This window comes from Klebsiella sp. KP20-425-1, assembly GCF_025813515.1.
GTDB lineage: Bacteria > Pseudomonadota > Gammaproteobacteria > Enterobacterales > Enterobacteriaceae > Klebsiella > Klebsiella pneumoniae.
The window spans coordinates 2258931-2271694 of sequence record NZ_CP109614.1; the positions used below are offsets into that span (position 1 = coordinate 2258931).

The 12764-nt window shown below is 57.6% G+C and carries 13 protein-coding genes; 5 read left to right on the plus strand and 8 right to left on the minus strand.

Annotation, left to right across the window (positions count from 1 at the left end; all coding sequences use genetic code 11):
* The first annotated feature begins 11 nt into the window (after nucleotides 1-11).
* The gene (locus OHJ17_RS11030; protein WP_072196933.1) at nucleotides 12-1001 is read left to right on the plus strand and encodes an isopenicillin N synthase family dioxygenase; all 990 of its coding nucleotides are present in this window, start codon (nucleotides 12-14) and stop codon (nucleotides 999-1001) included.
* Between the two features lie 442 nt (nucleotides 1002-1443).
* Here the strand turns inward: OHJ17_RS11030 and OHJ17_RS11035 are convergent, their stop codons facing one another.
* Nucleotides 1444-1872 carry a GFA family protein gene (locus tag OHJ17_RS11035; protein ID WP_071557772.1) on the minus strand — a complete coding sequence of 143 codons (429 nt, stop codon included), beginning with the start codon at nucleotides 1870-1872 and terminating at the stop codon, nucleotides 1444-1446.
* 288 nt (nucleotides 1873-2160) lie between these two features.
* On the opposite strand from OHJ17_RS11035, the gene OHJ17_RS11040 reads away from it, so the two are divergent.
* Both OHJ17_RS11040 and OHJ17_RS11045 read left to right on the plus strand, forming a co-directional pair.
* Nucleotides 2161-3051 carry a LysR family transcriptional regulator gene (locus OHJ17_RS11040; RefSeq protein WP_004189627.1) on the plus strand — a complete coding sequence of 297 codons (891 nt, stop codon included), beginning with the start codon at nucleotides 2161-2163 and terminating at the stop codon, nucleotides 3049-3051.
* A 149-nt stretch (nucleotides 3052-3200) separates the two neighbouring features.
* Nucleotides 3201-4193, plus strand: coding sequence for a zinc-dependent alcohol dehydrogenase family protein (locus OHJ17_RS11045; protein WP_004189630.1), 993 nt, complete (start codon nucleotides 3201-3203; stop codon nucleotides 4191-4193).
* A gap of 148 nt (nucleotides 4194-4341) precedes the next feature.
* On the opposite strand, the gene OHJ17_RS11050 is transcribed toward OHJ17_RS11045, so the two are convergent.
* Entirely contained in the window at nucleotides 4342-5277 is a 936-nt protein-coding gene (locus OHJ17_RS11050; RefSeq protein WP_004210091.1) for a LysR family transcriptional regulator, read from the minus strand.
* Nucleotides 5278-5393: 116 nt separating this feature from the next.
* Between OHJ17_RS11050 and OHJ17_RS11055 the strand changes: the two genes are divergently transcribed.
* Nucleotides 5394-6926: an MFS transporter gene (locus OHJ17_RS11055; protein ID WP_032433156.1), complete on the plus strand. Its 1533-nt coding sequence runs from the start codon at nucleotides 5394-5396 to the stop codon at nucleotides 6924-6926.
* A gap of 159 nt (nucleotides 6927-7085) precedes the next feature.
* Nucleotides 7086-7370, plus strand: a complete 285-nt coding sequence (locus OHJ17_RS11060; RefSeq protein WP_002907923.1) for a hypothetical protein — start codon at nucleotides 7086-7088, stop codon at nucleotides 7368-7370.
* Between the two features lie 36 nt (nucleotides 7371-7406).
* Here the strand turns inward: OHJ17_RS11060 and OHJ17_RS11065 are convergent, their stop codons facing one another.
* From OHJ17_RS11065 to OHJ17_RS11090, 6 genes are all read right to left on the minus strand, one after another.
* A complete protein-coding gene (locus OHJ17_RS11065; protein ID WP_002907921.1) occupies nucleotides 7407-7895 on the minus strand; it encodes a DinB family protein in 489 nt (162 codons plus the stop codon).
* 117 nt (nucleotides 7896-8012) lie between these two features.
* Nucleotides 8013-8540, minus strand: a complete 528-nt coding sequence (locus tag OHJ17_RS11070) for an anti-virulence regulator CigR family protein (protein WP_002907918.1) — start codon at nucleotides 8538-8540, stop codon at nucleotides 8013-8015.
* Between the two features lie 365 nt (nucleotides 8541-8905).
* Nucleotides 8906-9877 carry an ABC transporter ATP-binding protein gene (locus OHJ17_RS11075; protein ID WP_032418883.1) on the minus strand — a complete coding sequence of 324 codons (972 nt, stop codon included), beginning with the start codon at nucleotides 9875-9877 and terminating at the stop codon, nucleotides 8906-8908.
* Nucleotides 9874-10854, minus strand: coding sequence for an ABC transporter ATP-binding protein (locus OHJ17_RS11080; RefSeq protein WP_032433155.1), 981 nt, complete (start codon nucleotides 10852-10854; stop codon nucleotides 9874-9876). The genes OHJ17_RS11075 and OHJ17_RS11080 overlap by 4 nt, the downstream gene beginning before the upstream one ends.
* Entirely contained in the window at nucleotides 10851-11801 is a 951-nt protein-coding gene (opp4C, locus tag OHJ17_RS11085) for an oligopeptide ABC transporter permease (RefSeq protein ID WP_014907471.1), read from the minus strand. Before opp4C ends, OHJ17_RS11080 begins: the two co-directional genes overlap by 4 nt.
* Nucleotides 11798-12757 carry an ABC transporter permease gene (locus OHJ17_RS11090; protein ID WP_004175825.1) on the minus strand — a complete coding sequence of 320 codons (960 nt, stop codon included), beginning with the start codon at nucleotides 12755-12757 and terminating at the stop codon, nucleotides 11798-11800. The genes opp4C and OHJ17_RS11090 overlap by 4 nt, the downstream gene beginning before the upstream one ends.
* Nucleotides 12758-12764 lie beyond the last annotated feature (7 nt).

Below are 12764 nucleotides of genomic sequence, written 5' to 3' on the forward strand. Positions count from 1 at the left end.
GGATAATGACGATGAACGCAACCACCCAGAATCAACGCTACGCCTTACAGGAACTGGAAAAAGAGGCGCTGATGGGCGCCGAGGGCGAAGAGACCTTCGCCCGCGAAGTGCGCTGTATCGACCTGTCGAACTTTGCCGCAAGAAAAAATGACATTGCCGAACAACTGTGGGAGGCGGCGGTGGAGATTGGCTTCTTCCAGGTCAGCCATCACGGTATTCCGCTGGCGGAGATCCGCCAGGCGTTCAGCATGACCGAGGCGTTTTTCAACCTGCCCGACGAGGTGAAGCGCCAGTATCCGCTGGCCGGTAACGCCGGCTGGGAAAGCAAAGCGCAGGTTCGGCCGTCGACTCGCACCCCGGATCAAAAAGAGTCGTATCAGATAACCCGGCCTCTGATGGCCGGGCGCTGGCCCAGCGATCGGGAGTTGCCAGCATTCCAGCAGACAATGCTCGGGTTTGAGTCGCAGTGCTGGCAGCTGGGGATGAAGATCCTCTCCTGCTTTGCGTTAAAGCTCGGTTTTCCGGAATCGTTTTTTACCACCGCGCACGATCCGCAGCGTGACACCTATCAGAGCACCTTGCGCATGCTGCATTACTATGCAACCGAGCAGTCGCAGCAGGGGATGTGGCGGGCCGGCGCGCACACCGATTTTGACTGTCTGACGCTGCTGTTCCAGCGCCCCGGCCAGGGCGGCCTGCAGGTTTGTCCCGGTAAAGACCGTGAAAGCCAGCAGTGGACCAGCATTGAGCCGCGCGAGGAGGTGATCACCTGTAATATCGGCGATATGCTGATGCGCTGGAGCGACGACCAGCTGCCGTCTAACTTCCACCGGGTGAGAAACCCGCTGCCCCATGAATATCAGGGGCCGCGCTACAGCCTGGCGTTTTTTTGCCAGGCCAATAAAGATGTCGAGATCCTCGGGCCGCAGAGGAAGTACCCGCCCATCAGCGCCGAGGATTATCTGCAGCAGCGGATCCAGGCCAATTTTGCCAAAGGGTAAGATGCTGCCTTGAGAGGTATACCTGCCGCCGGCTTTCGCTGGCCGGGCGGCAGGATATCCGGCGCTGAGCTTTTCAGCTACCGTGTTAAGTTCCCTGGTGTCGTTGAAATAACTGAAGAATATCCCCTAAGCGTCAGCAGCAAGCTACCTCGACTAAGGACCTCGAAATCACGCCCTTTATGTCGTAAACGCCGTAAAGCCAGCGCTCCGGGGTTAAAGGGATTACCTTAACTTTCTTGATTGCTGTTAGTGGGTTCAGGCTAACCAGGGCAGGGCGGAGGCAGAATTTATAGGCTGGTAACCGGCTACGCCGGGCTTTCGGCGCCATTTGACTCCACAGACTCATGTAACCTTATCTGGCGCCTCCATGCCGCTGACGCGGCATTCAGAAGCTTTCCGATGCTGTAGGTTTTAACGTCTGCTTTGTGCCAAATGCTGACGCTCAGGAATTGAGTTTCAGGTACTTTAAAAGCGAGGCTAGCGACTCGACAGGTCCAGCGTGACAACTAGGTGAGCGGGGTTCATCCCAGGGCATTGCATCATCAGTGCAGAAGTCTCCTGCACATTCCATTTCAAGACGTTCGTCAATTAAACCAACAGGAACCCAGACATAAGGTACGTCTCGCAGACTGTTAGGCACAGTTGAGCCACATACATTGCAAAAATCTGTACGGTACCCCGTTGGCTTAGACCATGAAGCAATGCAGTTTTCCCCTTTAATCCAGCGAAACTCACTGTCTTTGACTAGTGTGGCGAGATTGTAACCCACACCGCTCTGCTTTCTGCAAAGCGAGCAATGACAACGATAAAACACTGCTGGTTTATGAGTAAGTTCAAATTCAATTGTTCCACACAAACAAGATCCATTCATTTCAAAACCATTCCTGCAAGGTCTAAGAGATTTTATGAAACATTACCATCTTTTTTGTACTGAATAGGAGCGCTCTTTTTGGCAACTCAAAATCAGCTATCAGTCGGTCTGAATATCCGCTCTTCGCTCACAGCGGACTTTAAACTCACCCAGTACGCCCGCTTCGAGCCAGGAGCGCACATTTTGAAAGCCATCAAGTCCTTAGTTTGATGCCCATCGGAATTGTTTACTTTACAATACCAGCTACGAACAGCCTAACTAAAGCCAGGTGATCACGTGCATTCAAACATGATTGAATACCTTAATATTTTCGTACAGGTTGTTGAGCAGGGCAGCTTTACAAGGGCCGCTGACATTCTGCAGATTCATCGTCCCACCGTGAGCAAAGCGATACAGCAGATAGAGGACGACCTCGGCGTAAAACTCATCCATCGCACTACCCGTAAGTTGAGCGTTACGGCTGAAGGGGAGGCGTTTTATCATCGTGCCAGGCTTGTATTGTCTGAAGTTAATGACATGATGGCGAGCTTTTCACCTACCCTTCCACCTCGGGGGCGGCTCAGGATTGATGTCCCGCTGGCGCTGGCTCACGCCATACTGATCCCTAATCTCAAACATTTCCAGTCACTGTATCCTGACATTGATGTCATATTGGTTTCATCGGACAAAAAAACCGATCTCATTAGTGAAGGTGTGGACTGTCTTGTCCGCCTGGGTGAGCTTCAGGATTCGAGTTTTATTTCCAGACGTCTTGGTGACATCAGGATGGTCACCTGTGCAGCCCCGTCTTACTTGCAACAATATGGACGACCGGAAACACTTGCGGATCTGGATCAGCATCGGGCAATAAACTTTTTCAGCGACCACAGTCGTGATGTGATGGAATGGAAATTTACTAAGGACGGGAAGATTGTTTCGTTGCGTCCCGTAGGCAGCATGCTGGTTGATAATTCAGATATTCTGCTCTCCTGTGGACTGGCGGGCCTCGGCATAATCCAGGCCACCTTTAACGCCCTTGCTCCACATATTGCTTCCGGCGCTCTTGAAGAGATTCTGACGCAATACCCTTCTGTGTCTAAGCCTGTGTCGGTGCTGTATCCGGACAGGCACTACCTTTCGCCCAAAGTACGGGTCTTTATCGACTGGTTCAGTGAAGTTCTGACCATGCAGAACCGCTGAAACCAATGGATTGTTAACAGATAATTAATACTGAAGTTCCCTGTCAGCTATTTTTGGTACGTTTATAGCAGCGTAGATTGTCAGTAAATAAACCGGGCATGTCTTCAACAATATTCGAAAGATGTGCTGATAACTGACGAGAGCTGAATATGTCTAAAGTTGTTACCTTTAACCGCACCGGTGGTCCGGAAGTTTTGGAAATTGTCGATATGGAGGTGCCCGCACCAGCAGCGGGTGAAGTTCAGATTCGCGTGCAGGCTATCGGTCTTAATCGTGCAGAAATCATGTACCGCAACGGCCAATATGTTATTGAGCCGGAATTTCCGGCACGTCTTGGTTATGAAGCGGCTGGCGTTGTGCAGGCCGTAGGTGAGAATGTTGAGGCGTTTACCACTGGCGATCTGGTCAGCGTAATCCCTTCGTTTATGTTTAATGAATACGGCATGTACGGCGAACTGGTCAATGCACCTGTGCACGCTGTTGTGAAGCATCCTGAAAATCTTTCCTTTGAGGAAGCCGCTGCAAGTTGGATGATGTATGTCACTGCATATGGCGCGCTGGTTGAATATGGCAACCTTCAGGCTGGGCAGAATGTTGTGATCCGCGCAGCATCAAGCAGCGTAGGACTGGCTGCCATACAGATTGCTAACATGCTGGGTGCTAAACCCATTGCGCTTACCCGAACTGCCGAAAAAAGAGACATGCTTCTTAAAGCGGGTGCCGCCACTGTTATCGCTAGCGCTGAGCAGGATATGGTTGCGGAAATCAATCATGCGACAGATGGCATGGGCGCCCATATTGTTTTTGATCCTGTCGGTGGGCCGGACGTGGCAAAACTGACCCAGGTGATGGCACCGCAAGGGATGTTCTTCCAGTACGGCGCGCTAGACAGCCGCGACCTTCTTGTGCCTGTCTTTGATATTCTCGGTAAGCATCTCACGCTGCGTGGATATGAGCTGTTTGAAATTACGACGGACCCTGAAAAAATGGCACGCGCAAAATCCTTCGTCACCGAAGGGTTACGTTCCGGCAAACTGAAACCTGTCATTGATAAAACATTTCCGCTTGAGGATATTGCGGATGCACAGCGCTATATGGAAGCAAATGGACAGGTTGGCAAAGTCGTTGTAGTGGTTGAGTAAACCTCAAACCCACTAACCGTTCACCCAGATGAGCTGGTATGAAAGGTGAAGCGGAGGGCCATACGCTGCAGATCAGGATTCAGCGGTGCAGACTTTTCTGACCTAAAGGGAAGGGGGCGGCACACTCTGCTTCAGTGGGGGTAGCTAATCACCTCAAATTGTTAGATACAAGGGGTGGGGGTGCCGATGCGGGTGACAAGGGTATCTCTGCCGCAGCCATAAAATCGATAAAACAGCGTATTCGCGGTGACAGATAGCGGCTGGCGGGCCACAGGACCGAGAAATGCCCATCCTTGATGCAACACCCGGGCAACACCTCCTGCAGTTGTCCCTCATCCATTGCCTCGCGCACGACAAAATCAGGCACATAAGCGATGCCCATCCCCGCCGCGCTTAAGCGAATGGCGGCCTCAATGTTATTGACCGTCATCACGGCAGCGGACCTGAAATCTCCCGTCAGTCGCATACCGCGCAGTTCCCAGGGCTGGATCAGCCCCGTCGCGGGGAAGCGGAAAAAAATGCACTTGTGCGCCGCCAATTCCGCTGGCGAGTCGGGGGCGCCGTATTCCGCCAGATAGGCCGGACTGGCGCAGAGCACAAAACGAAAGCCTCCCAGCTTTCTGGCGATCAAGCGGGAGTCCGCTAATTCACCGCTGCGGATAGCGACATCAACTCCCTCATCGATCAGATTGACCAGCCGGTCGCTAAAGTCGAGATCCAGTTCAACCTGCGGATAAAGACGGCTAAAGGCGGTGAGGGCGGGGAGCAACAGGCGGTAGCCAATGACGGGCAGTGAAATCCTCAGTTTGCCGGTGGGCTGTGAGAGACTGCTGGTCAGCTCTGACTCGGCCTCCTGGATCTGCTCCAGGATACTCTGGCAGCGTGTCAGAAATGCGGCCCCCTCCGCCGTCAGGCTGACGTTTCTGGTGCTGCGGTTGAACAGCCGGACCCCCAGTTTATGCTCAAGCCGGGCGACATTCTTACCCACCGCCGAGGCAGATATGCCCAGCAGCCTGGCGGCCTGAACAAAGCTTAGCGTTTCGGCGGTGCGGACAAAGGACGTCAGCGAGGTGAGGCTGTCCATCGATTATAAACCTTATGTCTCTTAAGAAGATATTTTCAGTCTATTTATCGGCAATAACATCCGCAATAGGATGGCGACAGTTTATTCATTCCTTGCCGACTGATGAGGGCCGCCCGATGTTACTCACCGCCAGAACACCTTCCCGATACGCCAGCGCCCTGGCCGCGCTTTCTGTCTTTATGGCGGCCTTGCTGCTGCCGTTAAGTTTTACCGGCGGCGTCATGACCACCCCCGCGATACAGCAGTCGCTGGGCGGCTCTCCCGCTGCGCTGTCGTGGCTGACCAATGGCTTTATGCTGACTTTCGGCAGCTTTTTGCTGGCCGCAGGGGTGACGGCGGATACCATCGACAGAAAACGTATTTTTATCGCCGGCGCCGCGCTGTTTTGCCTGAGCAGCCTGCTGTTTTGCCTGACGCACAATCTCTTCCTGTCAGGCGTGTTGAGGGCTCTGCAGGGCCTGGCCGCGGCGATGATTTTAGCCAGCGGCAGTGCGGCGCTGGCCCAGCTGTATGATGGCGCTCAGCGGACCCGGGCATTCAGCATCCTGGGCACGGTGTTCGGCGTTGGCCTGGCGTTTGGCCCGCTGCTGATCGGCTTCATGACCGACGCGGTGGGTTGGCGCGGCGTATACGCCCTGTTTGCGCTGCTCTCGGCGATAGTTCTGCTTATCGGTCTGGCGTATCTGCCAGCGGCAGAAAAAAGCGAGCCGCGGACACCCGACAACCTCGGCTTAACCCTGTTTACGCTGGCCCTGATGCTGTTTACTGCATCGCTTATGGTCATTCCGGCCCGCGGTTTTTTATCCCTGACCACGCTGGCCTTGCTCATCGCGTCGGGGGGGCTGTTCGTGGCGTTTGTCGTACGCTGCCGGAGGGTGAACAACCCGGTGCTGGAACTCTCCCTGCTGCGTCATCCGCGTTTTGTCGGCGTACTGTTGTTGCCTGTCGCCACCTGCTGTTGCTACGTGGTCCTGCTGATTATTGTTCCACTGCATTTTATGGGCGGAGAGGGGATGAGTGAGTCGCAGAGCGCACTGTATCTGATGGCGCTGACCACGCCGATGCTGGTTTTCCCATCCGTTGCGGCCCTGCTCACCCGCTGGTTTTCACCGGGGCAGGTGTCCACGGCGGGACTGATGATGGCCTCCGTCGGGTTGTTGTTGCTGGGCGATGCTTTTCACAGTAACCACCTCCCGCAACTTGTGCTGGCGCTGATCCTCTGTGGGGCGGGGGCGGCGCTTCCCTGGGGACTGATGGATGGCCTGGCGATATCCGCTGTGCCGGTCGCCAAAGCCGGTATGGCGGCAGGCCTGTTCAACACCGTACGCGTTGCCGGCGAGGGGATCGCCCTGGCGGTCGTCTCCGCGGTATTAACGGCAAGCAATACCCTGACCCTGCAGAGTCGCGTTCACGGGTATGCCCCCGAGGTGATTCACCGCGCCGCAGGCTGGCTGGGGGCCGGCAATATGCCGCAGGCGGCTGCGCTTTTGCCTGATTTTTCCCTCCGGGTGCTGCGCGAGAGCTATGACTCTGCTTATACGCTACTGTTTAGCGGGCTGGCGGTCGTCACCCTGCTGTGCGCCCTGATGATCTGGCTGACGTTATGCCGGAAGGGGGGCGCTATCCAAACCCGCAACAGTGGATCCTGAACCCCCTTGATAGCGCGGTGGCGTCACGCTCCCGGCAACCGCCTTTCCCGGTCTGCTCAGCGAACCGGGATTGTTATTGTTTCGCTGACGGAACTATGCTGATTAGGGCGGCCATATGCGCCGCCCCGGCAGCGGAAACTGTGACTCACAGGCGGCGGTATGGCGAGTGATACAGACCGGATTTATATCGAGATCCTGGAAACGGTGCTGATGAGCACCCTGGATCCTGATTTGTGGAAATCGGCGCTGCAGAAACTGGCGTTTCTCACCGGCAGCGCCTTGATGGAGCTCTTTAACGTCAAGCCCGCCGAAAACGCAGTGGCGGAGCTGCTGGTGCGGGGCATGACGCCTTATATCTGGGCGTATCTATCGCCACGATCGGAACCCACCTTAGCGCCCTGTACCAGAAAACCCATACTCGACATCAGGCAGAGCTCCTGCTGATTCTCCGCGTAATCGACGGTGAATGGTTTCGCTCGGTCAGGAATGATGGTCGCGCAGGAAAACGGTCAGCACCTCTTTCGGCGGCACGCCGCCGCATTCGCCAATCATCCAGCCCACCGCGCCGCGGTGATAGGCGCCGTGAAAGAGCATATGGTTCAGCATCTCCATCGCGGTCATATTGCCGTCGCCGCCGTCGACAAATTTGAAGGCGATACGTTCGTGGAAATCGGCGGGGGTCATGGCGCTGACGTACTGAATGTATTCGTCCGTACAGGCGGTCATGGCCGTTTCCAGCTCATCAACGGTTGGCGTCTCAGGGGTATTCAGCGCGGTGTAGCCGTGCGGCCTGCCGCGCAGGTTCGCCCGGAAAATCATATCAACGACATGGATATGGTTCATCAGCCTGATGGTCAGGTGACGCTTTTCGCCATGTCCCGTTCCGTCAATCGCGCGGATCGCCTGTAAGGTGGCAAGGTCAATCCAGCGCTTGTATTTCAACAGCGTTACTACTGTGTCTTTGTCCATAGTCGGTCCCGGGTTGGTTGAACCGTTATCATACTGGTTATGCCGGTGAGCCGTCACTCACCGGCATCAGGCACAAAAAAGCCTCGCCGAGGCGAGGCTTTTCAATAAGCAGATGATTTAGTCAAACACACCGTTAATCACGGCGGTGACGATCGCGGTGCTCAGGGCCACCAGCACCAGATCATCGCCGACCGCCCGCCATTCATAGCCCGGATAATAGGGCAGGTCGTTAATCATGGAAGCCGGCAGGGTCTTTTTGGCGATCCCCGGAGGGAGCGGTTTGCCGCGAGCGACATTTTTGGCGATACCCGGCGGCAGCGCCTGATAGCCGACCAGACCGTAGTTTACGGCAAGGGAGCGCGCCCGTGAGAAGCTAATATCGCTGTCGACGTGGTCGGGCTTGCCGTAGTTTTTCCGTTTGCCGTGATCTTCAGTGGACTGGCCTTTATTTTGCCCTTTATTGCCATGGTCGCCACTGTTACCGTTGTTACCATGATTGCCGCTATTGCCATGGTTACCACTGTTCCCGTGATTACCACCGCCGTTGCCATTGCCATTACCCGGGTTGGCATACGCTGGCGCGGCCATGACGGCAAGAGAAATAACCGCCGCCAGTGCTGTTTTGAGAGTGCGACGCTTAAGCATGATGTTGATACCTTAACAGGGAGTACACGCTTAAAAAATAAGATAAAGCTATACCCCAGGCAATCTCATGTTGTCTTATTTTTTTGCCCTTATTTAATTAGCGGCGGGAAAAGGGTAGCGGGACGCGGACGAGCAATTCCATTGCTGCGTTTTGACAGACGGGCGACCGCGCCCCGCTAAATATCTTGCCGGGAGGATCGCTCCCGGGCGTGGAGAAAAAATGCCCGAAGCCATTGGGCAAAAGAGTACAAAGATGTTCCGCTTCATTTATCGCGCGTCTCACAAGACGGGGCGGACAGTAAATCCTGGCGCTGCCGCGCACAATCGGTCGGTTGTTTAGAAATAAATAACCCCATTGACCGCGCTCAGGATGCGACCCAATGACAGGCGACCCGATGGCCCGGGGCCACCTCGCGCAGCGCCGGAGGCTCTCTGCGGCAACGTTCGCTGGCCAGCGGGCAGCGGGATGAAAAGCGGCAGCCGGCGGGGGGATTGGCCGGATCCGGGATCTCGCCTTGCACCAGCGCCTGCGGTTCGCTGTGCGGGTCGAGGGTCGGCACCGCAGCCATCAGGGCGCGGGTATAGGGATGGAGGGGGCGGCTGAACAGCGCATCGCGGCTGGCGCTTTCCACCAGTTGCCCGAGATACATCACCGCCACATCGTCACATAAATGCTCCACCACCCCGAGGTCGTGGGAGATAAACAGAAACGTGACGCCGCGGTTGTCGCGCAGGTCGGAAAACAAATTGATGATCTGCGCCTGAATCGACACATCAAGGGCCGAGATGGGTTCATCGGCGACGATAAAATCCGGGTTGAGGATCAGCGCCCGGGCAATACCGATCCGCTGACGCTGGCCGCCGGAAAACTGATGCGGGAAGCGGGCATAGTGTTCCGGCGCCAGGCCGCAGATCTTCATCACGTCGATTACCCGGTCATATAGCTCATTGCGGGCGCACAGTTTGTGCTGCAGCATGGCTTCGCCAATCGCGTCGCCAATACGCAGCCGCGGGTTCAGCGAGCTATAGGGGTCCTGAAACACCAGCTGCATCCTGGGCCGGATAGCGCGCAGGGCAGGCGCGGTCAGGTCGGCCAGCTCCTGACCGTGAAATTTCACGCTGCCGGCGCTCTTCTCGTACAGGCCAAGCAGGGTCCGGCCGACGGTGGTTTTACCGCTGCCGGACTCGCCCACCAGGCCAAAAATGGTGCCCGGACGGATATTAAAGCTGACGCCGTCCACCGCGCGAAGCTCGCCGGTCTGCTGACCAAACAGGCCGTCGCGTAGCGGAAAATATTTTTTCAATCCATCCACTTCAATGACATAGCGTTCGCTCATGCTGTCACCTCCGCAAATTCGCTATAAAAGCAGGCAGCACGTTGGCGGTCGCCGAGCAGCGGCGGAATCGCCTCCCGGCAGCGCGCCGTCGCCCGCTCGCAGCGCCCGGCAAAGGCGCAGCCCGCCGGTAGGGCGGCCAGATCCGGCACCTGGCCGGGAATTGAGTACAGCCGCCGACGCCGCTCACCGGGCACCGGTCGGGAGGCGATCAGCCCCCGCGTGTAGGGATGCTGAGGATGCCGTAGCACTTCCGCGGTGGCGCCTTGTTCCACAATTCGTCCGGCATACATCACCACCACCTGCTCGGCCATCTGCGCGATCACCCCCAGATCGTGGGTAATCAGCATCATCGCCATCTGGCTGGCCCGGGCCCGATCCCGCAGCAGGCGTAGGATCTGCGCCTGCACGGTCACGTCGAGAGCGGTGGTGGGTTCGTCGGCGATCAGCAGTTTGGGCCGACAGCTCAGCGCCATGGCGATCATCACCCGCTGCAGCATGCCGCCGGAAAGCTGGTGAGGATAGCGGGTCATCAGGCTGTCCCCGCGCGCCAGGCCGACCTCGCTTAACAGCTGGATGGCCTGATGCCAGGCGGCTTTCGGCGTGGCGCTGAGGTGGCGGATCGGCGGTTCGCACAGCTGCTCCCCGATGGTCAACACCGGGTTGAGGGCCGACATCGGTTCCTGAAAAATCATTGCCAGCTGGTGACCGCGCAGATCGGCCATCTGTCTGGCTTTCAGCCGCAGCAGATCGCGGTCCGCGAAGCGGATCTCGCCGCCGTCGATGCGCGCCGTCTGCGGCGGCAGGAGGCCCATCAGCGCCATGGCAGTGACGCTTTTGCCGCAGCCGGATTCACCCACCACGCCAACGGTTTGCCCGGCCTGAATGGTGAAAGAGACCTCCTGCACCGCGCGCACGCGAGAGCGTTCGCCGGCGAAAGAGACGGAGAGATGATTAAAGGAGACTAACGGCGTGGTCATTTCAGCCTCGGTTTCATATTGGGATCCATGGCATCGCGCAGGCCATCGCCCAGCACGTTGATGGCGATCACGGTGATAAAGATGGCGATGCCCGGCGGCATCCACAGCCAGGGGCGGCGCTGGAAATCGATCAGGCTGTTAGCGGCATCCATCATATTGCCCCACGACGGCGTCGGCGGCACCACGCCGAGGCCGAGATAGCTCAGCGCGGATTCACTGAGAATGGCGTTGGCGACGGCCATGGTCGCCATCACCACCAGAATCGGAATGGTATTCGGCAGCAGGTGGCCAAACAGCCGGCGACGCGCCGACAGGCCCAGCACCTGGGTGGCCAGCATAAAATCGCGTTCGCGCAGGGAGAGACATTGCCCGCGCACCAGCCGCGCCAGTCGGGGCCACTCCAGCAGGCTGAGCATCACCACCACCATATAAATGCGCGAGTCCGGCGAAAAATCGAGCTCAGAAAGCATCGCCCCGGCGACGATCAATAGCGGTAACCCGGGGATAGTCATCACCAGGTCGGCCACGCGCATGATCAGTTTGTCGGTTAACCCGCCGACGTAACCCGAGAGGGCGCCGAGCAGGTAGCCGAGGCACACCGACATCACCATGGTCAGCAGGCCGATAATCAGCGAGATGCGCCCGGCCAGCAGCAGGCGGGTGTAGACATCGCGACCGAGGAAATCGGTCCCCAGCCAGTGTTCCGCCCCGGGCGGCTGGTTGATGCTCAGGGCGTCGGTGGCATCATCACTCCACGGCGACCAGACGGGCCCCAGCACGCACCACACCGCCATCACCGCCAGCAGGAGCAGGCAGAACATGGCCAGCCGGTTACGGCGCAGCTGTCGCCACCCCTGGCGCCAGGGAGAGGGAGTAATGTGCGCCAGCGCCGGGATAGCCGCCTGCCGCTGGCGGCGACGGGAAGCTAAGTAAGACAGGATCATTATGACCTCACCCGAATACGCGGATCGGCCCAGGCGTACAGCACGTCGGCGAGCAGATTCCCGACGATCGTCAGCACCGCCAGAAACAGGGTAAACCCCATCAGTACCGGATAGTCGCGGGCGGCCAGCGAGTCGATATGAATGTGGCCCGCCCCCGGCCAGTTGAATACCTTTTCGGTAATGATCGCCCCGGAGAACAGCCCCGGCAGCTCGAAGCCCAGCAGGGTGATAATCGGCAGCAGGGCGTTGCGCAGGGCATGTTTGAGGATCACCGTGCGCTCCTGCAACCCCTTGGCGCGGGCGGTACGGATAAAATCCATTTTCACCACGTCGAGCATACTGGCGCGCACATAGCGCGTCAGGCTGCCCGCCTGCAGCATCACCAGCGCCAGCACCGGCAGCGCCAGATGGGCAGCCACCTGCAGCACATACTGCCAGCCGCTCTCGTCGCTGCCGGTATTGGTCATCCCGCCTACCGGCAGCCAGTGGAGATCGACGGCGAACCATTTAATCAGCAGCAGGCAGAGGAAAAAGGTGGGGAACGACATGGCGGCAAACACCGCGACGCTCACCAGATGATCAAACCAGGAGCCAGGGCGCAGGGCAGAAACCACGCCCACCGCCAGGCCGATGCCCCAGTAAAAGACCAGCGCGACGCTGGCCAGCAGAAAAGAGTTCCAGATGTACTGGTTGAGCAACTGGCTGACCGGGATCTGATACTGCAGCGAAAAGCCTAAATCACCGCGCAGCAACTGTCCCAGCCAGTGGAGGTAGCGGGTCAATAGCGGCTGGTCGAGGCCGTAGATCGCCTTCAGCTCCGCGGCGCGGGCAGCGGTCAGGGTGATATTGCCATCGATAAAGTCGCCGGGGGTTTTGGCAAACAGCAAAAAAATAATGAAGGAGGCCAGCAGCAGCATCGGCAGCGTTTGCAGCAGGCGCCTCAGGATGAAATTTCTCATGACGGTC

What these genes read in the sequence shown, in the direction of transcription:
- OHJ17_RS11055 (WP_032433156.1), top strand. Translation starts at nt 5,394, where the DNA reads ATGTTACTCACCGCCAGAACACCTTCCCGATACGCCAGCGCCCTGGCC.
- OHJ17_RS11090 (WP_004175825.1), bottom strand. Translation starts at nt 12,757, where the DNA reads ATGAGAAATTTCATCCTGAGGCGCCTGCTGCAAACGCTGCCGATGCTG.
- OHJ17_RS11045 (WP_004189630.1), top strand. Translation starts at nt 3,201, where the DNA reads ATGTCTAAAGTTGTTACCTTTAACCGCACCGGTGGTCCGGAAGTTTTG.
- OHJ17_RS11080 (WP_032433155.1), bottom strand. Translation starts at nt 10,854, where the DNA reads ATGACCACGCCGTTAGTCTCCTTTAATCATCTCTCCGTCTCTTTCGCC.
- OHJ17_RS11060 (WP_002907923.1), top strand. Translation starts at nt 7,086, where the DNA reads ATGGCGAGTGATACAGACCGGATTTATATCGAGATCCTGGAAACGGTG.
- OHJ17_RS11040 (WP_004189627.1), top strand. Translation starts at nt 2,161, where the DNA reads ATGATTGAATACCTTAATATTTTCGTACAGGTTGTTGAGCAGGGCAGC.
- OHJ17_RS11030 (WP_072196933.1), top strand. Translation starts at nt 12, where the DNA reads ATGAACGCAACCACCCAGAATCAACGCTACGCCTTACAGGAACTGGAA.
- OHJ17_RS11035 (WP_071557772.1), bottom strand. Translation starts at nt 1,872, where the DNA reads ATGAATGGATCTTGTTTGTGTGGAACAATTGAATTTGAACTTACTCAT.
- OHJ17_RS11070 (WP_002907918.1), bottom strand. Translation starts at nt 8,540, where the DNA reads ATGCTTAAGCGTCGCACTCTCAAAACAGCACTGGCGGCGGTTATTTCT.
- OHJ17_RS11065 (WP_002907921.1), bottom strand. Translation starts at nt 7,895, where the DNA reads ATGGACAAAGACACAGTAGTAACGCTGTTGAAATACAAGCGCTGGATT.
- OHJ17_RS11050 (WP_004210091.1), bottom strand. Translation starts at nt 5,277, where the DNA reads ATGGACAGCCTCACCTCGCTGACGTCCTTTGTCCGCACCGCCGAAACG.
- OHJ17_RS11075 (WP_032418883.1), bottom strand. Translation starts at nt 9,877, where the DNA reads ATGAGCGAACGCTATGTCATTGAAGTGGATGGATTGAAAAAATATTTT.